Annotated in this window: 22 protein-coding genes and 1 tRNA gene; 13 read left to right on the top strand and 10 right to left on the bottom strand. The window is 41.0% G+C overall.

Going from position 1 to position 23766, the window contains the following annotated elements; translation table 11 throughout:
* Position 1: 1 nt before the first annotated feature.
* Positions 2 to 436, bottom strand: a complete 435-nt coding sequence (locus CWC17_RS17835) for a YqaA family protein (RefSeq protein ID WP_138614401.1) — start codon at positions 434 to 436, stop codon at positions 2 to 4.
* A gap of 55 nt (positions 437 to 491) precedes the next feature.
* Positions 492 to 857, bottom strand: coding sequence for a DUF4870 domain-containing protein (locus CWC17_RS17830; protein WP_055019953.1), 366 nt, complete (start codon positions 855 to 857; stop codon positions 492 to 494).
* A gap of 180 nt (positions 858 to 1037) precedes the next feature.
* Here CWC17_RS17830 and CWC17_RS17825 point away from each other — a divergent pair, with 180 nt between their 5' ends.
* The 4 genes from CWC17_RS17825 (at position 1038) to CWC17_RS17810 (ending at position 4766) form a co-directional block, all read left to right on the top strand.
* Positions 1038 to 1739, top strand: coding sequence for a spondin domain-containing protein (locus CWC17_RS17825; protein ID WP_138540558.1), 702 nt, complete (start codon positions 1038 to 1040; stop codon positions 1737 to 1739).
* 11 nt (positions 1740 to 1750) lie between these two features.
* Positions 1751 to 2485, top strand: coding sequence for a spondin domain-containing protein (locus tag CWC17_RS17820; RefSeq protein WP_138540559.1), 735 nt, complete (start codon positions 1751 to 1753; stop codon positions 2483 to 2485).
* Positions 2486 to 2547: 62 nt separating this feature from the next.
* Complete coding sequence (locus CWC17_RS17815) at positions 2548 to 3273, top strand: response regulator transcription factor (RefSeq protein ID WP_138540560.1); 726 nt, start codon at positions 2548 to 2550, stop codon at positions 3271 to 3273.
* A gap of 5 nt (positions 3274 to 3278) precedes the next feature.
* Positions 3279 to 4766 (top strand): sensor histidine kinase, encoded by a 1488-nt coding sequence (locus CWC17_RS17810; RefSeq protein ID WP_138614399.1) that lies wholly within the window; start codon positions 3279 to 3281, stop codon positions 4764 to 4766.
* A 58-nt stretch (positions 4767 to 4824) separates the two neighbouring features.
* Here CWC17_RS17810 and CWC17_RS17805 read toward each other — a convergent pair whose 3' ends face one another.
* A complete protein-coding gene (locus tag CWC17_RS17805) occupies positions 4825 to 7011 on the bottom strand; it encodes a S9 family peptidase (protein ID WP_138614397.1) in 2187 nt (728 codons plus the stop codon).
* 133 nt (positions 7012 to 7144) lie between these two features.
* Complete coding sequence (locus CWC17_RS17800; protein ID WP_138540563.1) at positions 7145 to 10852, bottom strand: S8 family serine peptidase; 3708 nt, start codon at positions 10850 to 10852, stop codon at positions 7145 to 7147.
* A gap of 238 nt (positions 10853 to 11090) precedes the next feature.
* Between CWC17_RS17800 and CWC17_RS17795 the strand changes: the two genes are divergently transcribed.
* Entirely contained in the window at positions 11091 to 11555 is a 465-nt protein-coding gene (locus tag CWC17_RS17795) for a DUF2721 domain-containing protein (protein WP_055015854.1), read from the top strand.
* Between the two features lie 51 nt (positions 11556 to 11606).
* Here the strand turns inward: CWC17_RS17795 and CWC17_RS17790 are convergent, their stop codons facing one another.
* Positions 11607 to 12140, bottom strand: coding sequence for a serine protease external chaperone (locus tag CWC17_RS17790; protein WP_138614395.1), 534 nt, complete (start codon positions 12138 to 12140; stop codon positions 11607 to 11609).
* Positions 12141 to 12151: 11 nt separating this feature from the next.
* Complete coding sequence (locus CWC17_RS17785) at positions 12152 to 14485, bottom strand: S8 family serine peptidase (RefSeq protein ID WP_138540565.1); 2334 nt, start codon at positions 14483 to 14485, stop codon at positions 12152 to 12154.
* Between the two features lie 213 nt (positions 14486 to 14698).
* Here CWC17_RS17785 and CWC17_RS17780 point away from each other — a divergent pair, with 213 nt between their 5' ends.
* Positions 14699 to 15151, top strand: a complete 453-nt coding sequence (locus tag CWC17_RS17780; RefSeq protein WP_055015851.1) for a c-type cytochrome — start codon at positions 14699 to 14701, stop codon at positions 15149 to 15151.
* Positions 15152 to 15214: 63 nt separating this feature from the next.
* Here the strand turns inward: CWC17_RS17780 and CWC17_RS17775 are convergent, their stop codons facing one another.
* Positions 15215 to 15877 (bottom strand): cytochrome b/b6 domain-containing protein, encoded by a 663-nt coding sequence (locus CWC17_RS17775; protein ID WP_138614393.1) that lies wholly within the window; start codon positions 15875 to 15877, stop codon positions 15215 to 15217.
* 149 nt (positions 15878 to 16026) lie between these two features.
* Here CWC17_RS17775 and CWC17_RS17770 point away from each other — a divergent pair, with 149 nt between their 5' ends.
* From CWC17_RS17770 to CWC17_RS17760, 3 genes are all read left to right on the top strand, one after another.
* A complete protein-coding gene (locus CWC17_RS17770) occupies positions 16027 to 16731 on the top strand; it encodes an AzlC family ABC transporter permease (protein WP_138614391.1) in 705 nt (234 codons plus the stop codon).
* A complete protein-coding gene (locus tag CWC17_RS17765) occupies positions 16728 to 17027 on the top strand; it encodes an AzlD domain-containing protein (protein ID WP_055015848.1) in 300 nt (99 codons plus the stop codon). The genes CWC17_RS17770 and CWC17_RS17765 overlap by 4 nt, the downstream gene beginning before the upstream one ends.
* A gap of 479 nt (positions 17028 to 17506) precedes the next feature.
* Positions 17507 to 17998, top strand: coding sequence for a glutathione peroxidase (locus CWC17_RS17760; RefSeq protein ID WP_138614389.1), 492 nt, complete (start codon positions 17507 to 17509; stop codon positions 17996 to 17998).
* Positions 17999 to 18107: 109 nt separating this feature from the next.
* Here the strand turns inward: CWC17_RS17760 and CWC17_RS17755 are convergent, their stop codons facing one another.
* Positions 18108 to 18293 carry a PA3496 family putative envelope integrity protein gene (locus tag CWC17_RS17755; protein WP_004589020.1) on the bottom strand — a complete coding sequence of 62 codons (186 nt, stop codon included), beginning with the start codon at positions 18291 to 18293 and terminating at the stop codon, positions 18108 to 18110.
* Positions 18294 to 18673: 380 nt separating this feature from the next.
* Here CWC17_RS17755 and CWC17_RS17750 point away from each other — a divergent pair, with 380 nt between their 5' ends.
* Positions 18674 to 19468, top strand: coding sequence for a YggN family protein (locus CWC17_RS17750; protein ID WP_138614387.1), 795 nt, complete (start codon positions 18674 to 18676; stop codon positions 19466 to 19468).
* A 59-nt stretch (positions 19469 to 19527) separates the two neighbouring features.
* Here the strand turns inward: CWC17_RS17750 and CWC17_RS17745 are convergent, their stop codons facing one another.
* Positions 19528 to 20970, bottom strand: coding sequence for an aminotransferase-like domain-containing protein (locus CWC17_RS17745; RefSeq protein ID WP_138614385.1), 1443 nt, complete (start codon positions 20968 to 20970; stop codon positions 19528 to 19530).
* A 104-nt stretch (positions 20971 to 21074) separates the two neighbouring features.
* Here CWC17_RS17745 and CWC17_RS17740 point away from each other — a divergent pair, with 104 nt between their 5' ends.
* Entirely contained in the window at positions 21075 to 22004 is a 930-nt protein-coding gene (locus CWC17_RS17740; protein WP_138542540.1) for a DMT family transporter, read from the top strand.
* Between the two features lie 36 nt (positions 22005 to 22040).
* Here the strand turns inward: CWC17_RS17740 and CWC17_RS17735 are convergent, their stop codons facing one another.
* A complete protein-coding gene (locus CWC17_RS17735) occupies positions 22041 to 22913 on the bottom strand; it encodes a diacylglycerol/lipid kinase family protein (RefSeq protein WP_138614383.1) in 873 nt (290 codons plus the stop codon).
* Between the two features lie 327 nt (positions 22914 to 23240).
* On the opposite strand from CWC17_RS17735, the gene CWC17_RS19400 reads away from it, so the two are divergent.
* Positions 23241 to 23381 (top strand): hypothetical protein, encoded by a 141-nt coding sequence (locus tag CWC17_RS19400; protein ID WP_004589025.1) that lies wholly within the window; start codon positions 23241 to 23243, stop codon positions 23379 to 23381.
* Positions 23382 to 23601: 220 nt separating this feature from the next.
* Positions 23602 to 23692 (top strand) — tRNA-Ser (locus tag CWC17_RS17730).
* The last annotated feature ends 74 nt before the right edge of the window (positions 23693 to 23766 follow it).

Genomic DNA, 23766 nt, shown 5'->3' with positions numbered 1-23766 from the left:
ATTAAATTATTTTATCTAAGCCTATGGCAAGGGCAATAACGACTAAATACCGCACGCCTTTGCCAAGTGTTACTAGCAATAAAAATACACTAAAACGTACTTTAAATATGCCACCAATAACCGTTAGCGGATCGCCAATAATCGGTAGCCAAGCAAACAGTAAGCTGTACACGCCATATTTTTTAAACTGAGATTGTGCTTTAACAATTCCCTGCTCAGAGACAGGAAACCACTTTTTGTGCTTAAAGCGCAGCACATGGGTACCCAGCCAATAATTAATACAACTTCCTAGTACATTGCCTGACGTAGCGGCTAACCACAGCAGCCATAGATTAGCTTTTGCTTGGCTTATCATCGTCGCAAGTACCACCTCTGAAGAGCTTGGCAATAAAGTAGCGGACACAAACGCACTAAAAAATAAGGTGATATAAAGCATTAAGTACTTAAAGTAAAAACCCAGCATAAAGCTGGGTTTATTAAAATGTGGCTGTTTATTTTATCAAATTTAAACTCAGCGGGTAATTAAACTCTTTGCCTTCGTTGGCTTTAATACTGGCTAAAACCACCATGACAAACGAAAAAATAGCCACAAGAGGCAACAAAACCAAGCCTATTACAGCAAACACAAGTAAAAAACACACAAAGTAGGCAATAGCCATAGTGATTTGAAAGTTTAACGATTTTTTACCGTGTAAATCGACAATTGGCATTTCATCTTTTTTAATAAGCCATACCACTAATGGCCCAAGTATCGACCCAAACGGAATAACAAAACCGGCTACAGCACTTAAGTGACAAAGCATTGCCCATGTTTTTTCGTCTTTTGATAACGGCTCAAGCTGTTGATTTTCTTCCATTACGCTCTCCTTATTAGTTAATACATACTGCCTTTTTATTGAGCAGGTGTCCATAAATCATAACTGTATTGTTAAATATCACATCCTAACCCGCTGTGATAAAAAAGTGATAACTTTGTGAGAGTTTCTTGAGGTGGTTATTCAATACTTAACCTGAATCATCACTTACAGGAAATAATAATGAAAACATCAGCACTTACACTTGCCACTCTTTTAGCCGTAGCAAGCCAAACAACACAAGCTGCAGAGCTTGATTTAGAATTGACAAATTTAACCCAAGGTATTCACTTTACACCTGTGTTAATAACAGCGCACGACGCTGAAGATAAATTGTTTGAAGTAGCGACAGAGGCTTCAACAGCGCTACAAACAATGGCTGAAGGCGGCAATATTGCCGAGCTAATGGCTCAAGCAAGTGCGGCAGGAAGTGATATGGTAGCAAACCCAGCTGAAGGGTTACTTGCCCCAACGGCTTCTGCCTCTGCCACCCTTATGACGGCAGACACTAACGAATACCTTTCACTTACTGCCATGTTATTACCTACCAATGATGGCTTTGTTGGACTTAATAGCTGGAAAATCCCAACCGAAGCAGGTACCTATACAGTGTATCTTAATGCCTACGATGCAGGTACTGAGCAGAACAATGAGTTAGTAGTTGAAGGTTCAGGTGCGCCTGGTACGCCGGGGATCCCAGCAGCACCAGGGGGTGATGCAGGTACAGGTGGCGCAGGTTTAACCAGTACAGATAGCAATGTGAATGTACATATTCATCCGGGTAATTTAGGTGACGACGACTTAAATGCCGGTAGCAGTGATTTAAGTAACACCGTACACAGATGGTTAAACCCCGTTGCAAAATTAACTGTGACGGTTAAATAGGAGAGTTAATTATGTCATCTCTTTCTAATTTTAAAAAAAGTGCGCTTATTTTACTGTTAGCCAGCTCACTAGCCGCATGTGGCGATAACGATAATAACGACCCTATTGAAGATCAAGAACCTGTGGTGGTGGTTGAGCCGGAACCTGTAGTGTATGAGTTTACTATTACCTTTAGTAACTTAACGGCTGGACAGCCCCTATCGCCACTTTCTGTTATTGCATTTGATGAAACCGCACCATGGCAATTTGGTGAAACAGCCTCCATAGGCTTAGAAATGATTGCAGAAAGCGGCGCTAACGAAGCGTACCTTAGTGACGAAAATGCACTCGCTTCGGCCTCTGCAGAAGGCCCTATTGGCCCTGGAGAAACAACGACTGTAACGCTATCTGTTGAAGCGCAAGATGTACTTAATTTGTCTTTTGCTGCCATGCTTGGGAATACAAATGATGCTTTTACCGGTCTTAGTTCTGTAGATGTATCTACATTCGCAGTAGGCGATACGCTAACGCGCACCACCTTAGCTTATGATGCAGGTACAGAGGCAAATACCGAAACGGCTGAAACTGTGCCTGGCCCGGCTGCAAATGGCGAAGGGTTTAACGAAATACGCGACGACATTATTGATTTAATAACAATGCATCCAGGTATTGTGTCTAATCAAGATGGGCTATCAACTTCTGCACTCGGTGCAGGGCAAAAATTTGATAACCCTGTCTCTAAAATAATGATTGAGCGCACACAGTAATAACCAGCTTGTAATGGGGATGTGAGGAGACATGGAGGTCCCTTTTTTTACGAGGTTAATACATGCGTCACGAAAAAATACTGGTAGTAGAAGACGACAGAGAAATCGGTCAATTAATAACAACTCAACTTACTACGCTAAATCTACATGTTGATCATGTTATAAGCGCTGAGCTTGCACTTAAAAGAATAGCAAAACAACCTTACGGGCTTATTTTACTGGATATAAACCTGCCACAAATGGATGGTTTAAGCCTATGCCGTAAAATTAAAGAGCACTACCCTACCATTTCCGTTATTTTACTTACTGCGCTAAGTAGCGATATGGACCGTGTAATTGGGCTTGAAATGGGCGCAGATGATTATATTTGTAAACCCTTTTTTGCTCGCGAATTACAAGCGCGCGTAAAAACACAGTTACGCCACCGCTCTCAACTTCTGGCGATTCAAAATAATGAAAACGACATCCCGTGCAACGAACAAACACTAAATATAGGCTCGCTCAACATTGAATTTAGCTCACATCAAGTTTATTTAGACGAACAAGCCCTTAACCTCACCGCCACTGAATTTGATTTATTGGTGTATTTTGCTCGTCACCCTAACCACGTATTTAGTCGCCAGCAACTATTAGATAAAGTGTGGGGATACCAACATAGTGGCTACGAGCACACGGTTAACTCACATATCAACCGTTTACGCGCCAAGCTTGAGCAGCATCATCAAGCACCCTTTATTGAAACCGTATGGGGTGTAGGCTATAAACTCAACCCTAGCCAACTTGGGTAACTTTTATGTTCAATTTGTCTTTATATCAAAAACTAGCTATCTCTTTGGTAATTATTTTTTGTTTTATTTGTGCACTTGTTTATAGCTGGAGTAAACAGCTAGAACTGAATTCCAAACACCATGGCGAGCAAAACCTACATCTAGCACTGGCCGAACACTTAGTTCAAGATAACCCACTTATTAAAGAAGGTGTTTACGATTACAAAGCCCTTGAAAACCTGTTTCATACTTTAATGTTATTAGGTCCCGCATTTGAGTTTTATTTTGTTGATGAAAACGGCAAAATCCTTACTTATTCAGCTGATCCCGGCAAGGTAAAACGTACACACATTAATTTAGCGCCCCTTAAAACATTAATTAATAACCCTGATGCAGCCCCTATATATGGAGATAACCCGCGCGACCAAACTCAACAAAAAATATTTTCTGTCGCTCCTGTGTTTAATAACGACACATTGCAAGGATACCTGTACGTCATAATTGGTGGAGAAGCTTACGACACTTCACTTAATAATATAAAAAGTAACGACCGACTATGGCTTGCAGCATTATGGCTAACATCGGCCTTGGCATTTTTACTGATTGCAATGCTTATTTTACTGCGCTTTTTTACCAACCCAATTCAACGTTTAGCTCAAGATGTGAGTAATATAGAAGCGGCCAATTACAGCTTAACAGACACAAAACTGAGTAACTTTTCGACCCAAAAAAGTAACGAGGTGCATAGCCTAGGAAGAAGCATACAGGCCATGGTGACCCGTATTAATGAGCAATTTAAAGCACTTGAGCAAAGCGATAAACAACGCAAAGAGCTACTGACTCATTTATCACACGACTTACGTACACCGCTTGCTTCTTTACAAGGATTTTTAGAGGTACTTAATCAATCAGGTTCGCAACTAAGCGCTAATGAGCAACAAGAGTACTTACACGTTTCGCTCAACAATTGCGCACAACTTAAACAACTTATTGAGCAAATTTTTGAACTCGCTCACTTAGAAAACGGCGAAATAAGCATACACAAAGAAACCTTTAATTTAGGGGAGTTAATTTACGATTGTATTGCCAAATTTAGTCTGGCTGCTGACAGCAAAGGCATTAAGTTAAGCGTGGAGCCTGCTATTTGCGATTTTCCTGTTGTAGCGGATATTGCAAAGCTTGAGCGTGTGCTGAGTAATTTAATTGATAACGCCATTAGGCATACACCTAACGGCGGCAATATAGCTGTCCACGTTAAGCATATAGATAATGCACAGTTATTTGTGCAGGTTTCTGATACAGGTGTAGGTATAAAACATGATGAGCTAGATGCTATTTTTAATCCACACTACCAAGCATCTAATTCTAATAACGAAGGCCGCCAACAAGGTGGTTTAGGGCTGGCTATTTGTAAAGGTTTACTTGCCTTGATGGATAGCGAAATAAACGTGCAGAGCGAATTAGGTAAAGGCACCATGTTTAGCTTTAACTTGCCACAAAAAATAAAGGTATAGCCATTGGCTATACCTTTAAAACATTACTTAATTTTTATTCCCATTAGGGCATGCTGACTTAGTTTTTAATACCAGCTAAATCCAGCATAAAGGCGTAATTAAGCGCTGTATCTTCTAGGCGCTTAAAGCGACCAGACGCACCGCCGTGGCCGGCTTCCATATCTATTTTAAATAGCAGTTTATTATCATCTGTCTTATAGTCACGTAGCTTTGCAACCCACTTAGCTGGTTCAAAGTATTGAACTTGCGAGTCATGTAAGCCCGTAGTCACTAGCATATTTGGGTACGCTTGTTTAGCCACTTGGTCATACGGTGAGTACGACAGCATATAGTCATAGTACTCTTTTTCATTTGGGTTACCCCACTCGCCATACTCATTGGTTGTAAGCGGTATGCTTTCATCAAGCATGGTGGTAACCACATCAACAAAAGGCACTGCTGCAACCACCCCTTTATACAACTCAGGTGCTTGGTTAACCACCGCGCCCATTAATAAACCACCAGCACTCCCTCCGTAAGCAAATATTTCGTCTTTTGCACCATAACCTTGTGACACTAGTGACTTAGTTACATCAACAAAGTCGTTAAACGTGTTCTTTTTAGTTAATAATTTGCCATCTTCATACCATGGGCGACCTAACATTTGCGAGCCACGCACATGCGCTATAGCAAACACAAACCCACGGTCTAATAAGCTTAAGCGGGAGCTTGAAAAAGTAGGGTCCATTGTTGCGCCGTACGAGCCATAGCCGTATTGAAGTAATGGATTTGTGCCATCCTTTTTAAATGCATCTTTACGGTACACTAAGCTTACCGGCACTTTAATACCGTCGCGAGCCTTTACAAAAATACGCTCAGAGGCATAGTTATCTGCGTTAAAATCACCTAACACAGTTTGCTGTTTAAGTTGCGTTTTATCGCCCGATTTAAGGTCAATATCATACGAGGTGCCCGGCGTAGTCATACTCGTATAGTAAACACGTAATTTGTCGCTGTTTATATCGTTATTGCCATAGCTTGCAATGGTATACGCACTGTCGTTAAAGCTTAGCGTATGCTCATCTCCAGTAGTTAAATGGCGTACAATAAGGCGCGACTGACCCTGCTCTCGTTCTTGGTACACAAGGTAGTCTTTAAATAAATCAACGCCTTCAAGCTTAATATCATCGCGCGGGGCAATCACCGTTTGCCAATTTGCTTTATCATGCGCTTTATCTACATCCACTTTCATAAGCTGAAAGTTAACCGCATTTAAGTTAGTAACAATGTAGTACGTATTGCCAAGCTTTGAAATACTGTATTCAAGGTCGTCCTCACGCTCAATTAAGCGCTTAGGTTTTGCTTTAATATCATCTGCACTGAGTACCGACATACCAGAGGCATTGGTGCTGCTGTGCCAAATATATATTTCTGAGCCATCTTTGCTCTTACTAATACCTGTGTAATAGCTTGTATCAGTTTCTTCGTAAATTAGTTCATCATCACTTTGTGGTGTGCCTAATGTATGGCGGTAAACTTGATAGCCAAGTAAGGTTTGTGCATCTTTTTTAATGTAATAAAAGGTTTTATTATCGTTTGCCCAAATAACGCCGCCATTTGTTCCCTCAAGCGTGTCTTCGAGCAACTGTCCTGTGGTTAGATCTTTTACCTTTATGGTGTAAATTCTACGGCTAACAGTATCTTCCCCGTACGCCATTAAATTTCCGTTAGTGCTTAAAGATAAGCCACTGACAGCAAAGTAGTCGTGATCTTTGGCCAACGCATTTACATCTAAAATAACTTGCTGATCACTGCCTTTAAAGTCGCTACTGCGAACATAAGTAGGGTATTCGTTTTCGCCACGGGTTTGCGATGAATAAAAATAATCACCTCTTTTTACTGGCACCGAGTCATCGTCTTTTTTAATACGCCCTTTTAGCTCTTCAAATAACGAATCTTGCAGCGTTTTAGTATGCGCAAGCATTGCATCGGTATAGGCGTTTTCTGCATTTAAGTAACTTATAACCTCTGGCGCTTTACGCTCGTCATCACGTAGCCAGTAGTAATCATCAATACGCGTATCGCCATGAATCGTCATTTCATGCGGTACTTTTTTAGCAATCGGCGCCACGGCGCTCACTGGTTTTTCTGTTTGTTGAGTTTGCATCGTTGTTGCTGTCTCTGAAGGTGTACTTTTTGGCGCATTATCACACCCTGCTAGCACCGCGAGTGATAACGCCGCTAGCGTAAATGAAGAACGAATCATTATTAAATCTCTATGTTTTTTATTATTGATGATATTAAATATACCTAATAATAAAGCGTGATGTAATTTAGTTTGTGAAGCTATGTAAAAAGGGAGCCGAGGCTCCCTTTAAAATAACTAAGTAGTTATAAAATTACTTTTGTTTACGACGGCGCATAAATGCAAACGGCGCAGCAAGTAACGTTAACCAAGCGAGTGAGCCCGATGAACCATTGCTTTCAGGCTCTGGAGTTGGGGTCACAGGCTGAGGGTCTGCAATGGTATCGTTAACAACAATTGATACCATGGTTTCTTCAGCAGTCGTGCCTGATGCTTCACGCACTGTGTATGTGAAGCTATCTTCACCAGAGAACTGCGCATTTGGCGTATAATCAATTGTGCCATCTTCATTCACTGTAGTTGAACCATTTGCAGGTGCAGAAGCCACCTCAACAGTTGATGCGACTAGGCTACCTTTAATTCTTACGCCTTTATGGGCAGAGAATTCTGCATTTTCTGTTTCTGAAGAAGCTACTGCGTCAAATACAAAACGCGACTCAGCCATATCATTAGCTAATACATCAATAGTCACTGTTTGCTCTTCATCAACTTCTACAGAATCTGCTGCTGTGTAATGGCTGCGATCTTTTGCAAAAGCTTGGTATTGAATATCAACCACACCGCCTTTAATTTGATCGACTAAGTAGCCACTACCAATACCATTACCCGTTGGAACGGTGTCTAGCATAGCTCCTACGTTACCATCGGCAGACTCTACACCCGCAGAGTAAGGAGCAGGCAATGTGGGTACATCAATGTAATTCATACGTATTTCATCAGTGCCTTCTTTTAAGATCACTTGGAACGTGTACTTATCACCTGAAGCGCTACCCCAAAGCTCAACATCATGCCATTCTACAACAACATAACCGCTATCAAATTTAGCAACATAGATCTCACCGCCACCAGACGTACCACCCGCTAAATCAAAGTCAGCCCAAAGCGGCGCTATAACACCGTTAGGTGTACGTGCATTAGGCATTGCTTGAGGGCTCCAAGAGTTAGTGGTGTTTACATCTGCACCAACAGCAATAAAGCCATTATCTGAGATGGTAAATGCTGAGTACTCTTTCCCATCAAAAATAAAGTCAGCTTCAACCGTAATGGTTATTTCATCACACCCGTCAGGACACGCTTGAGGCTCAAAGTCATCATCAGCCAATGAGAAGGTACCTAAGAAATCACTGCTGTTAATAGCAAACTCTTTTGGCCCTAATGTACCCGTCCAGGTAAGCTCTTTGTTGTCTTCACTTAATGTTACTTCACCTGCACCATTAGTCACTTCAACAACAGGCGCTGCACCTTTTAGAAGCTCCGCATTCTCATCAAGTTTTACATTTACAGATAGCTCTTCAGTAAATAGAGTATTGTTGAATTGCACCCCTATTTTTGCTGGAGTAGAAGAGTTTAAAGAATCGGCATCGACTGTTGCGCTAAACACACTGCTATTGGTTGCTTCGTTATCATAAATAGCAAATGGTAAATGCGCGACTTGGCCTGTTTCAGTATGAGTCCATACAACGTGACCAAAGTTCCAACCTTTAACATCATTAAACGTTGAATCAATATCTAGGTTAAACTCAGCCATGTCTGTGCTTGTTTCAGCACCCTCTGAATCAGTAGAAGTAGAACCATGTGCACCCAGTGTAACTGTATTAGGAGACACAGAGATTTCTGCGCCTTGCATATCTGTTACTACTTTTGCCGTCCACTCGCCAGCTGTATCTGTCATGTTTTGCACGGTATTTGAGAAACTACAAACGCTTAAACAGCTCGGATCGGCGTAAGAGCCATGTTCAAACGTAAGCGCTGCCTCTAGCGCATTAGGTACATCTAATCGACCAGCACCTACATCAAAGGCATCAGCTTTTGTCACTAAGTCTTCTTTATGTAGACCATCCATTTTAGATGAACTCATAAGTGCGGTTTTAATCTGTACCGCATTCCATTCTGGGTGAGCTTGCTTCATCAGCGCTGCTGCACCTGCAACATGTGGGCTCGCCATACTTGTACCTGAAATAGCGTTAAAGGTAATGCCATTTCCTTCATCTGGCGAATACGCAGATAAAATATCAGTACCTGGTGCTGCAATATCAGGTTTTAAGAAGCTAGGCTCACCATTAGGGCCACGCGAACTTGAAGAATTGACTGCATCAGTAAATTTCTCTTGAATTGTTCTTTTAACACTAGGATCGAGTGATGCAATAACTGGCTCTTCAGCTGCTGTTAAAAGCTCAACTAAGCTTAAACCATCTTCTTGGCTGATTGCTGAGGCTGGAATTGTAGCATCATCCATAGACATGCCCATTGCACCGCCTGCAACATTGTTGTGGATAATTACCGCTGTTGCACCTGCTTTTGCCGCATTTTCAGCTTTAGCTGAAAATGCACAGCTACCACGAGAGATAAGTGCAACAGAATCCGCAAATGAGATATCCTCAGCGAACTCTTCACACCCTTCAAAGTTATCAGGCGCTACAACCTGCGCAGAAATTATAGGGAGCGAGATTGGGTCTGTTAATAAACCGTTGCTTCCTTCAATACTTAAATAAGTTTCGCCTGCCACTTCAACTTGCTGAGAGAAAAAACGCCCTGTTTGCGTATTGGCCACTGTGAGACCCGATTCTATACAGCTAGGACAACCAATAGTTTGTGCGCCGTTACCATCGTTACCTGCTGCGGTTACAACCACTACACCGGCTTCTTCTGCAGCGGTGAATAAATCACTGTACGCACTACCAGAAGGGTTGCCACCTGGACCACCGCCCCACGAGTTGTTAATTACGTCTGCGCCATCTTTAATGGCTGCTTCTAATGCAGCCATGAGCGCTACAGTTGTACCGCTGCCTCGCCCATCGGCTGTGTGCCAAAGCGCTTTGTAAGCCATTAATTGTGCTGCTGGTGCTACACCTGAGATTGACACGTTATTGTCTTGGTAAGTAATTTCAATTGGGTTACCTACAGCGGTACCCGCAACATGCGTTCCGTGACCGTCGTATCCTAGTGGAGAGCCAATATATTCATCAGGGTGAACATCACTTGGTGTTGGGCCAAATGCACGCGCCACAATTAGTTTATTATTACAAAAATTTGCTTCACCGCCCTCTATACGACAGTAATCAGGGTTTTCTGCGATGTAAGCAGCCTCTTCTTCACTAAACTCTGCAGCTGCGAAACCCACATCTGAAAACATTGGGTTTTCTGGGCGAATACCCGAGTCAATGATCGCAACTTTAACGCCTTTACCCGCTTCAGATTGGCCACCAAGCGCCTGCCAAGCCTCTACGCCTCTAATTACATCAATAGAAGCATCCATTAATGTGTGGTACTCAGTATCTAAAAATACTTTTTTAACACCCGCAAGTTTAGCGAGTTTTTCACGCTGTCCTTGCTCACCCTCTACTACGATGCCATTAAAAAGGGTGCTGAATGAGTGTGATACAGCGCCCCCACTAACAGACGCAGCTACTTGTGCTACACTTTTTTGCTTGGCTTTTAAGTAACTGCTGTATTTTAAAGCGGGTGCTGAACTAAGTTTAATTTTACTATCACCAGTAACGGCGGCAGAGGTTGCTTCAAGCCCTGCGATACCGCCTTTGTAGGTTGCTAGCGGCTCATCTTCAAGCTGGATAATATAGCGTGCTTTAGTAGAGATGGTTTTATCTTGAGAGTATGTTTTTACACTTGATGTTTCTGGGACGTATCCTTTAGATAAATCAGGTGTAGCCGCTACGCCGTATGACATCATAGCTAAACCTATAGCTGATGAAATAGCGGTTCTTTTCAGTGTTATATTAGACATTATTTCCCCTGGAGTGTGTTTTATATTATTGTATTTACTCAATTCGATATTATTAGAATTGTGATTTTAATATAGAACTTCAGCCCCTAAGCTAGCAACAACTCAATTACAACTAGATTACAAAGGTGCAAAAAAAGCCCTTCACAAAAATCATAAGTGAATAATAAAAAACAAGTTTTTAGCTAACCGGCATTTGTAAATCACTGTAAACAAACCCTAACTTCTCTATGGAAAATGAATGAGTAACGATGTTATAAATATTTTAACCATGGCTAAAGTAATTCAGACTGCCGTCGCCCCTGTCTTTTTAATTACGGGAATTGCAGCCACACTCGGAGTTTTATCTAATCGTTTAGCGCGCATTACTGATCGTGCGAGGCAACTTGAGCGAAAACTTAAAGTAAGCACCGATGAAGACTTTAATAAAACCTTGGCCACAGAGCTACGCGCCCTGTTAAAGCGCTCGCGATGTATTCACATTGCTTTTAGTATGAGCGTTTTAAGTGCTTTGCTAGTATGTGCCGTGGTAATGCAGTTGTTTTTATCGCATATTCAATCTATTAATTTAGGGGTAACCATTGCAAGCTGCTTTGTTGCTGCAATGGCCTTATTAATATGTGGTTTTATGTCGTTACTTGGTGAAGTATTTTTGGCCACACGTAGTATGCGCCGAGGGATGATTTTTGCTGATATTAATGATTAGCAATAAAAAAGCCCGAGGCTTTGCTCGGGCTTTTATCACAACATTTTAATTTTATTGTGCAGTATAAATAGTCTCTAACACTTCAATTCGTGCTTCTTTTGTATAGTCAGATGACTTTAACTGTTCTGCAGCAGCTAAAATATCTTGACCATCATTAACAGCTAATACCGCTATTTTAGTGCCTGGGAAAACAGACACTACCTTCAAGCCAGATAGCTGAGCTACCTCTGTTGCGTTCATGTCATCTTTAAGCAAAATAGTGATATTGCCAGAAAGCGACGTTAAGTTATTTGTTAGTACATTACGTACCAGCGTCCCTTTTGTTACTAACGATGAAGCCTCAGAAGATTCAACAATCGCCATCTCACCTTTAGTAGAAACAACATACTCATCAGCAGCAACACTTGCTGGTACTAAACGTAAGTTTTTTTCTACAACGTAAGAGCCAAAGTCGGTTTTGCTGTATTTCACACTATTTACCGGCTTTTTTGAAAGTTGCAGTTCTTTATTTGCTACTGAACTCGCTGTTGCACTTAGAGAAATACACGCAGCAGCACCTAAAATAACTAATTTATTCATTTTCATATCTATATTCCTTACTCTTGACCTGCGTGACCAAATGCTCTTAACGAAACACCTTCTAAAACGCTTGCAGCACGGTTATTTGAAATACCAGTAACTTCAAGACCATTTTTAATACCATCAGTGAAAGCAAAGCTATCCGCTGCGGCATCAAGAACGCGAATAGTCCACGTACCTTTTGTTGTCTCGCCATAAAAAGCATTAGACATAAGTACCGCATCCTTTAAAACATAGCCTGTGCTCCAACCGTTAGTAAAGCTATAAGCCGGGTAGAATAGAGCTTGTTTAGACGCAAGTAATACACTGCGGGTGCCTGATGGAGACGTTACTTCAATAGCTAAATCGGTACCAGCAGAGGTTTGAGTTCCATCAGCTAGCCCAAAGCCCATTTCAGCATTGCTTACGTCAAACTTAAACTGCATTGCTTCAATGTTTAACTCTTCTTCAACAATGATTTGCTGTGTAACACCTGCAGCACTGTTGTCTGGAATTTCTAGCGTAAGGGCATCTTCTTCAACAACAGAACCAACACCATTCCATTGTGTGATAACTTGCTCGCCTAATGCTACGTCGTACTCTTTTGCCATCTCAACGGCAGCACCAGCATCTACACGTCCAAAACCATATAAGTTATTAAAGTTATAACCTGCTGCATTTTCAACCCAGCCGTCATGCGCTACAAATTCACCTTCACCAACGCTAAGGGTTACAACTTCATCTTCTGCATCGTTGACTGTGCTGGTAGTAGCTAAGATATGACGAACGTCGCGCCATGTTAGCTCTGGATTAGCTGATAAGATCAGTGATACTACACCTGACGCATTAGGTGCTGCTGAAGAAGTACCATTAAACGTTGAGGTATAGTTACAGCTAGCGTTATCTTCATGGCCTGGATAGTTGAATGAGTATTGCGATGCCGCAAAGTCTTCGCCATATGCTGCAGCCCATGCCGTAATCGAGCTACCATTAAAGCCTGAGTACCCGTTAATACAGGTCATTTGGTCAGTTGTTACCATGGCAGGCGCCCAACGCCCGTATTCACCTGCAGGGGCTGAAACCATTAGGTTAGCACCACCGCTTGAGTAGCTTGTATGTGTACCATCAGCGTTTACAGCTGCAACGCTTAAGTAATATGGGTGACCTTGGCTTGGCTCAAACGCGCCGTTATAACAAGTAAGGCCTAACTCATTTGCACCGTTATCAGCACATAATGACCCTTCACCGCTACCATCGACAAACGAGTTACCGCTTGATTTCATGTTTAGCGCACCTTTACCATCACGAAGGCTAAGGTTAGGGTAAGACTCGATAGCTTCATCTAGCTCTGAGTAACCAATAAACGTTGGGAAGGTAATACCGTAGCTGCGGTTAAAAGCAGAAATGTTTTCTGATGTGCTAATGCCGCTACCAGGGAAACCATGAGCGAGTAATTCGGTTTGCTCAATTTTATCGCCACCTAGGTAGTTCATGCCAATGAGACCAGCATCTGGTGCAACACCGCGCCCGCCTTTACCATTCCAGCCTTTTGCTGCAATTAAGCCTGCAACACTAGTACCGTGGTCACCACTGTTTGACAAACTTGTAGGGTCGGTACGGTCAAGCGCCTCTGCATCTAAGTTTAGAGAGCGATTAGGTAAAACGTTATCAACTAAATCTTCGTGACGAATTTCCATACCAGAGTCAACAACAACCGCTGTTACGCCAGCACCTGTAACACCTTGAGCATAAGCTGCTGCTACGTTCATATCTTCGCCAGCAACCAACTCTTCTGCTTCTGACTCTGCAAAACTAGCATTAACCCTTTCTTGCGCTTCTTCCTCAGTATCGCCATCCTGATTAACGTAAAAATCTACTAAACCTTGCTTCATATCATCGCTTAAAGCATATGATTTTTGACCTGTGTTACGCAGGTGCCACTGCTGATTAGCTAATGGATCTGATGCTATTTCTGTAATATTTAGCTGTGCAGACGCTGTTTTACCATTTGCATTAGCGGTGTAATCAATTACGGCATCTTCACCGGTAACAGACACATAGGTAAAGGTATCGCCTTCAACAGTGAGTAAGCCGTGGCTAAAAGTATATACGCCATCTTGTGCTTCAACCGCTTCACCATTTTCAGTAAATGTATAACTTAGTGTATCGCCATCGTTATCACTTGCATTAAACTCAGCTGTTACAGGTACCCATTGCTTTAAACCGGCAACGGCTACATCGCTTGCTTTTGGTGCAACATCAGTTACTACAGCAACTTGGCTATTATTGTCATTGTCGCTGCCACCACACCCTGCTAGCGTCATAACTACTGCGGCAGAAAGCGCCGACATTTTAAAGATATTATGCTTCATAAACTTCCTTCGTTATTTATTTTTATGATGACTCAAGGTACACAACAGGGCACTTAATAACAACGCACTGTTTACAGTCGTTAACAATAAAATGACAAGGTGTAATGATATATTCAGAAAACAAGCTATGAGAATTAAAGTTTCACTTGAATAAAATAAGTAATCGATTCAAGATGTCTAATTAGTAGATATAATTTCTTACAGGGGCAAAACATGAAATTTAAACAATTTTTAGCAGGGGTTGCTTTAGCAACATGTACACTTAGCGTATCTGCAAATACTGCATTTAAAGAACCAAGTGATGCTATTGAATACCGTCAAGCTGCATTTTCTATGATTTCAGTGCAAATTAGCGATATGGGCGCAATGCTAAAAGGTAAAATTCCTTTTGATGCAGAACAATTTAAAATGCGCGCCAATAACGCAGCCGCCCTTTCTAAAATGCCATGGGAAGCGTTTTACGAAGGCACAGATAAAGGTGATACAGCAGCCTTAGCTGATGTATGGTCAGACAATGCAACCTTTGTTAAAAAAGCCAATGCCTTTGCTGCCAATGCAGATAAGTTAGCTTTAGCAGCTCAATCTGGCGATAAGGCGGTAATTGGTAAAGCATTTGGCGCTTGGGCCAAAGGCTGTAAAGATTGCCACAAGCAATTTAAAGACTAATTACAATTAAAACAACACACACTAAAACGGCGCTTTATGCGCCGTTTTGTTTTTTGTTAGCTATTAACTTAGCAAGTAATTAAGTGGTTCTTTGCCCCATGTAACAGCCAGTAGCACGAGCAATCCAACAAAAATAGCCCACGCTAACCAAGGTGCCTGGGTGTTATCTATATTAGTTTGAGTGGCTTGCTCGATGTTAGCCTGTTTACCGGTGATCATTGCTTTGACAAGTGGCTTTCCTTTTATTTTATACACAACTATGGCAGTAACATGCAGGCATATAGCATAAAATAAAATATCGAAATTAAGGCGGTGCAGCCAATTTGCAAAATCAACTGTTGAGCTCGACACGTACTCCACCAAAGGTCCATCAGTCAAAATGCCATCACTGCTCATTAGCCCAGTTACTAACTGCACTATAATAAGCACAAAAAACAACAAAACCATGTAGCTACCTGGCGCCGAATGACCCACCCTTTTACTAGGATTTTTAAACTCTTTAAGTACTGCTATTGGCGAGTGCAGTAGCGCGCTTAATTTTGCCGTTTTACTGCCCACCAGCCCCCACACTAAACGAGTCACTATTAATGCGATTGCAAAAAAGCCAGCCACAAAATGTAGCTCAATCATGCCCTCGTCAATGCTAAAGTAAAGCACAGCAATATTAATCACTAATAACCAATGAAAGCTTCTTATAAAGCCATCCCATACTTTTATACTTTGCATATAAATCCTCAACTTGTTGCCAGTCTTTGGCACATTATTTTGATACTAAAACTATTATTCCAAAGTTTTACTAGTGCTGCATTAATGATATTACATAAAGCCCTATTTATGGCACACTAAACGCACACATATATTACCTACTTGTATTAATGAATATAACTAAACGCGCAGTATTAAAAGGTTTTTTTGACATGCTCCCGCTTTGCTTAGCGGTTGTTCCTTGGGGGATATTATGTGGCTCTTTAGCGATTCAAAATGGCTTTAGCCCCTTAGAAACACAAGCAATGTCACTACTTGTATTCGCGGGTTCTGCACAATTAGTTGCCATTGAACTAATGGCCGGTAACACCCCTTTACTGACTATTCTATTTACCACATTTATTATTAGCTCTCGGCATTTTTTATACGGTTTAGCCGTACGCCATAAAGTTATTTCACAACCATTACGGTGGCGCTTACCAATCAGTTTTGTACTAACCGACGAGCTGTTTGCCTTTTCGCATCACCGCAAAGCCTATAAAACAAAAGCGCGCCTAATATACGCTTTAAGTGCGGGTTTTAGTTTTTATATTGCATGGAACCTTTGGACACTCATAGGCATAGTTGCAGGAAGTGTGCTCCCTGATTTAACAAATTTAGGGCTCGACTTTGCTATTGCAGCTACATTTATTGCACTTGTGGTACCGGGCATAAAAAATTTAGCCTCGCTGGTTACAGTGATTGTTGCGGGTATTAGCGCCACACTTTTAAAAAGCACGGGATTTGAATTGTGGTTAGTTTGTGCTGCTCTACTAGCAATGAGTGCAGGCTACTTTACTGCAAGGCTTACACAAAAAAAGGACAGCCCATTATGATGCTCACTATATTATTAATGGCGTGTATTACCTTTTTTACTCGTTACTTATTTTTACATCAACGCCTTGGTTTTAAAGTGGGCCCTAAAATGCAGCAGTTTTTAAGCTTTAGCGCACCCGCTGTACTAACCGCTATTTGGGTACCCATTATTTTTATAAATGAAGAGGGGATCAACCTAAACTGGCACAACCCATATTTAAGCGCAGCTATCGTTGCCATTATTGTTGCCTATAAAACACATAATATTTATTACACAACGCTTGCCAGTATGGGGTTATTTTTAATTTTAAATTAGGGCGTGTTGACCTTTGGCGTTTGAATTTGCAGCAGTATGTTTGGTTCTTAGGCAAGGCAGAGCCTATGAAGTGTGGTTATTCCCCATAAATAGGCGATAACGCAGCATAAATGCCAAACATGCGCTGCCCTTCGGGTTCTGCCTAGGGGCGATAAACTCTTTGTTGCCTACATGGATGTAGGTAAGGGGCGTGAGCAGGACGCGGAAGCTTTGCTCGGTTTTTACTTATTCTTACATGGATGTAAGTCATTAGAATAACGCAGGAGCAGTTATCGAGCCCACTAGGTTACAAACCTCGCGCCGCGATTTGATCGCCCCTAGGTTGAACAAATTTCAATCCGCAAAGTTCAACACGCCCTAAATAGCAGCCAACCCATTAGCAAAGAGGTGAACGCGGTATTAACAAGCCTAAATTTTATACTTTTAGTAACGCGCTACAGCGGGTAGAATGTAGCTAACAACAATAAAAAGCGCCCATCATGCATGAATTTCATCAATTAACGGCTACTGCGTTAAACGGTAAAACAATTAACTTTAGCGACTTTGAAGGAAAGGTTGTACTTATTGTTAATACCGCGAGTGAGTGTGGATTTACAAAGCAATATGAATCACTACAAGCGCTACATACTAAATACGCGCAAGCTGGCTTGGTTATAATTGGTTTTCCATGTAATCAATTTGGTCAGCAAGAACCAGGCGACGCGACGCAAATACAACAAGACTGTTTAATTAACTATGGGGTAAGCTTTTTAATGGCCGCAAAGGTGGATGTAAACGGCCGTCACGCACACCCTGTATTTAGGTATTTAAAATCGGCCTTGCCCGGCTTTTTAACACGAAAAATAAAGTGGAACTTCACTAAGTTTTTAATCGCACCCGATGGCACACCTATCAAACGCTATGCCCCTTTTACAAAACCAGAAAAGTTAGAGAGCACCATTCAACAAGCACTCGCTAAATTAAATACATAATAAGTAATAAAGAGGCATAAAGCCTCTTTATTGCCAGTATTTAGCTTTCAAACATGAGTATACGCACATTCAAACCTTAAAACAGGCGCATTATTTTAACTAGCACAATTTAGTCTATGTAATCGTTTAAGTCGTCTTCACCTAGGTTTTTACGCAAACGTTTTTGCTCAAGGTAATCTTCCAACTTCTTTTTTACCTTTTGCTTTTTTTTATCATGCTGATTACGCCCGACCATTTCGTACTCGTCTTCAACAAAATCATCATCTAGCGCATCGTAACTAAATGTCTTACCCACAACCCACTCCATAAAGTGCTTAAGACCAACTCAGGTTTATTCCTGCACTTGGTAAATTAAAAATGTTTAGCGCTAAAATACGAACAAATTAGCACCAAAATAAAGCCACGTGACTATCGTAAATAGCCTTCATGTCAATATTGTGAATAAATAGCGCTAAATTAAGAAAGTGGAAAGTGAGAGTTTTTTATCGTTTCGACAAATAAAATTTATCACTTATTTATTTTTAGTATTTTTGACTAAAAAGTAGTTTATTTATCAAAATTAAAAATCATTAAAAATACACAAATTTTCATAACCAGTTGTTTTAAAATAAAAATAAATAATGGCATCAAACTTGTTAATACCTAACTGTCATCAACAATTATTAGAGAATAAACATGAAAAATTTACTATTAGTAAGTGCTTTAATTTGTACACCCGCAGCAATGGCACATAACGATAACAATGCGGGTATTTCGTTTAGCAACGAACAGTGCAATGTAGAGTTTAAAAACGATGTACGCATTAAGCCTAGCGAATTAGAAATTTTTACCGCATCTAATCAATTCATGCGCTTTAACAGCAATGGCAAATTAACTATAAATGGCGAACAAGTATCCATTAGCAGCGAGCAGCGCCAAGCGCTTACCCAATATTCGGATAACTTACGTACGCAGCTACCGGAGGTTGCTAATATAGCCCTAGACGGAGTGAAAATAGCCGGTGTAGCACTAGAGGAAGTAGCCAACGCATTTAATATTGATGGGCTTGACGACTTATCTGGCCTAATGGACGATATAAAACTGGAAGTAGAAAACACCTTTTACCAACAAGGTACGTTTGTAATGGGCCAGCAAAGCTTTAATCAATTTGGTGAAAACTTTGAACACCAGTTTGAGGAGCAAATAGAAACCGTGGTTGAGTCTGCCGTTATGCAATCAATGGGCAGTATTTTAGTTGCTTTAGGCTCTGAGCTACTTGGTTCGGGTGGTGATATGGATGCATTTGAACAACGCATGGAAAATATGGGCGCGCAAATAGAAGAAAAAGTAGAGCTGCATGCCAGTGCACTTGAAAAGCGTGCTAACTCTTTATGCGACGGCTTTGCCAACATAGCACAGCAAGAAGAGCAATTAGTAGCGCAGTTACCGCAACTAAAAGGTTACGAGTTATTTACCATTAAACAAAACTAATACGCAAAGCCGTATTTAACATCCCTTTAGCAGCACTTGTATATTAGGTGCTGCTTTTTTCATTCTTTTAGCGTGTGAGCCAGCGCACCTAACGTGGTAATAGCCTGTTCAATTTTTTCGCTCCACTGCACCCCGTAGCTTAACCTAATACAGCTTTTATATTTATTACTTGCTGAAAAAATAAGACCAGGGGTTATGCTAATACCAGCTTCTAAAGCCAGTAAAAATAACTTTTGACTGTCTACCCCTTGGCCTAAATCAAGCCAAATAACACACCCACCTTTAGGGTCACTAATACGTGTATTTTTGGGCATTGCGTTTAATAAGCACCACCGCATGCGCTCTTTGTTATTACGTAAGCGCTGCCTAAGTACTTTTAAATTACGGTCATACTCACCACTGGCTATAAACTCAGAAAGCGTCCACTGATTTATAAGTGAGGCAGAGCAACTTAATGCACGCTTATGCCGGCGCGCTTGACCAGCAAACTTGCCTGCTATTAACCAACCTACTCGATAACTGGGTGCCGCCGTTTTTGAAAACGAGGCGCAGCTGATCACAAGCCCCTTTTTTGAATACGCTAAAGCGGGCGTGCCGCGCTTGGCAGTAAAGTGCAAATCGCCGTACACATCATCTTCTATAAGAACAACATTATGTGACTCTATTAAATCCACCATTTGCTTACGGCTTTCATCGCTCATAAAGCTGCCAACCGGATTATTGATTGCGGTCGAAAATAAGCATGCTTTTATATCATGTTGCTCAAGCGCTTGAGCTAGGTCATTAAGCCAAATACCGTTGTCGGGGCATAGCGGGATTTCAAGCGCTTTTAAGCCTAAGCTCTCTATTAATTCAATAATGCCGTGATAGCACGGGGTTTCAATAGCCACTACATCGCCGGGCTTAGTAACACACTTAAGTGCGATAGCCAGCGCCTCTTGCGCACCATTGGTGATCACCAGTTCATCTATATTTACGCCAATACCAAAGCCTAAGTATCTATGCACTAATTGCTTTTTAAGCGCAGCAAAACCATCAAGAGGGCCATAATTTATAACACTCGGTCCAGCAATTGTCATAACTCGGCGCATATTTCTCGCAAGTGCTTTATCGGTAGGGGCAGCAGCAACGGGATTGGCGATACCAAAAGCTATGATATTAGGCTGATGAATAGCACTATATACTTGCTCTATTAACGCTTGTTTATTTACAGTGACAGGTTCACGGCTTAATTTTACGCGCTTAGGTAAACTGTAAACCGTATTAAGCACCGTTAAAAAGTAGCCCGATTTTTCACGCGCCTCTACTACTCCTTGATCTTCTAACGCTTGATACGCTTGCTTAACAGTTGGAACGCTAATATTTAAGTTATTGGCCATTTTACGAAGTGATGGAAGTTTTTCCCCTGGTAATAATACCTTCTGCGTTTGCATATCCTTGATTAGCTCAATAACTTGTTGATATAAAAACTCGGCTTTTTGCTTACTGGCTGTTGGCTGCATATCTCGCTCAAATCTGTAGAGGTTACATTTATACTTTTCTGTATATGGTAAGTATACAGATAGACCTTAAAATAACCACTCAATCAGTTTTTTAGAGGTGTGCCATGAAAAGCGCAGCGCTATATCTCACAACAGTGTTAATTTGGGGCTCTACCTGGCTGGCGATTTCATTTCAGCTAGGCGATATCGCTGTGGAGCTTTCTTTGCTTTATCGCTTTGCCATAGCAGCTGTATGTATGTGGCTATTTGTGGCCTACAAAAAGCCTAATATGCGATTTTCATTAGTCGATCATGGTTTTTTTGCTTTATTGGCCATTTGCAACTTTGGCTTAAATTATTTGCTTTTGTATTGGGCTCAAAACTACCTCTCTTCGGCAATGGCCTCTATTGCTTTTTCGATGCTATTAATAATGAACATAATCAACACCCGTTTATTTTTTGCAAAACCTATAGCCAAACGAATTTACTGCGGCGCGCTAATCGGTGTGATAGGTATTATTTGTCTATTTTGGCCGCATTTACAGCAATTCGACTTGAGTAATGGGGCGTTGGTCGGGTTACTACTTGCCCTTGGGGGCACCTTTGTGGCTTCATTGGGCAATATGATCAGTGTACGCAATTCTAATCGGCAAATAGGTGTATTGCAGGGTAACGCATGGGGCATGTTATATAGCGCAGTTGGTTTAGCCATTTATGTATTAATAAATGGTATAACGGTCAGTTTTAGTGCCCCTACCAGCTATTGGCTGTCGCTGTTGTATTTATCAGTTTTTGGCACTGTGATTGCGTTTGGCTGCTATTTTGCTTTGTTAAAAAACATTGGCCCCGAAAAAGCAAGTTACGCCATCGTTTTGTTTCCGTTGGTGGCTGTCACATTAAGTAGCTTTTTTGAAGGCTTTGAATGGCATGCAAACACCTTTGCCGGTTTTAGTTTAGTACTACTGGGTAATGCAATTGTACTTACCCCCACAAAAAGAATTAACGCCTTTTTAGCAAGCCGCTGCGTTGCTAAAAATGGTTCCGTCCCCAGTTAGAGGCGTTTTTAACGCACTAACACAAAAGCGCCTACTTTACTGTAGGCGCTTTTTTATTGGTATATGAAAATTAATGGCCTGCTTATGTATAGCAATAACCGCGGGCGTGACGCCTACCAGCTCGCCATCCGCCTCAACGAGTAAATTTTTAGTTGTAATATACGCTTCTTTTAATTGGCTATAAGTGAGCCTTTTTAAAGTGTGATGGCGCTTAAAAAGAAGTTTAATAAAGCTAAATAAGTGATTAACAACACTACTCGCTTGCATTTGGTAGCAATCAAGCAGGCCATCATCAATTTCAGCTCTAGGTGCTATTTTAATTCCGCCGCCAAAATACTGAGAGTTCGCAAATACAGTTATTAAATTTGGGTACTCACTTTGTTTATTTAAAAATACTCCCTGTAGTGTGCTTGCTCTATAAGTAAAGAGCGACTTAAAACTCGTCCACTTATAGCGCCAAGCAGGCATGCTTTGTAAATGACCTAACTGCTTAATTACATGAGCATCAAAACCAACACCAGCCACATTAATAAAGTAACGGGTATTAATTTTACCTATATCAATTAAGTGTGTAGGGGCATTAAAAATAGCGTTTTGCCACTGTTTAGCCGTGCAATGAAAGCTTCGCGCAAAATCGTTACCCGTACCACAAGGTAATATTGCCAAACTGCATGTACTGTTAATCACGCCATTAAGTGCCAAGTTAAGCGTACCGTCGCCACCAATAGCCACTGCTATTTGGCTTTTTTGTGCATTCGCTTTAATGCTTGCTAAGTCATACTCATAATTACCTGTTGTTTTGACCGTAATATAAAGAATATTTTTCTTCTCACATGTTTTTTTAAGCCAATCGAGGTGTTCTAACACCGCTTTTTTTACGCTCGGTTTAACTATTATTAACAACTGCAAGTAATTTATCCCCTTTTAGTCGGCACGCCAGCATAAACAAAAATTAAGTTAAAATTAATTTATCTGAATAATTAACCACAATAGTGAGTAAAAATTTATTACAAAATTTTATAAAAACAAAAAATACTTATAAAACAACCTTTAACTTAAACACCGCAGTTAAATAACTATGCAAACCCGCCTCTTATTAGCTTCAAATAAAAACAAAACAAAACAATTTCAGATAAAAATAACTAATAGCTAAGCCTTAGTTTATATTGTTGTATTTTTAAACAAAAAAGAGTCAAAATGCTCGCGATTTAAACACATACACCTTGGAGCAAAGACATGAACCCAATAAACACCCTAAACCAAAATGCAGCAGCCCACGTTGGCGTAAAACCAACTAACCGTAAAGCTAAAATGCTTGCTAAATTAAACCGTATGGGCAAAAAATTAGCATTAAACAGTGCCGCGCAATACAAATAATCAACCTTGTTATGCTTATTAAGCAGGGGCAGTAAACAACTAACCACTATTGAAAGCACTTCTTTAGCTCCCTTAGTTTACTGCCACCCTTTAATTTTTAGTTTAAATCCTTCTAATTTCCCTCTATTTACAAAAAAAACCGCAATTACGTCTACTTTTTAAGCAAACAGTTTATTTGCTATTTACACGACGGTATCACCTAAGTATTATTCTGCGTCACGGAGAGATGGCAGAGTGGTCGAATGCACCGGTCTTGAAAACCGGCATAGGTTTGTAGCCTATCTAGGGTTCAAATCCCTATCTCTCCACCACTATTTAATTAATGGTATGAATAAACTACCGTTAATACAATCTGTTATGCGTTGGAGAGGTGTCCGAGTGGCCG

Origin of the sequence: Pseudoalteromonas sp. S3785, from assembly GCF_005887365.1 — a bacterium.
Taxonomy (GTDB): domain Bacteria; phylum Pseudomonadota; class Gammaproteobacteria; order Enterobacterales; family Alteromonadaceae; genus Pseudoalteromonas.
The sequence above is the reverse complement of the archived record's forward strand: the minus strand, read 5'-3'. Positions and strand labels throughout refer to the sequence as shown.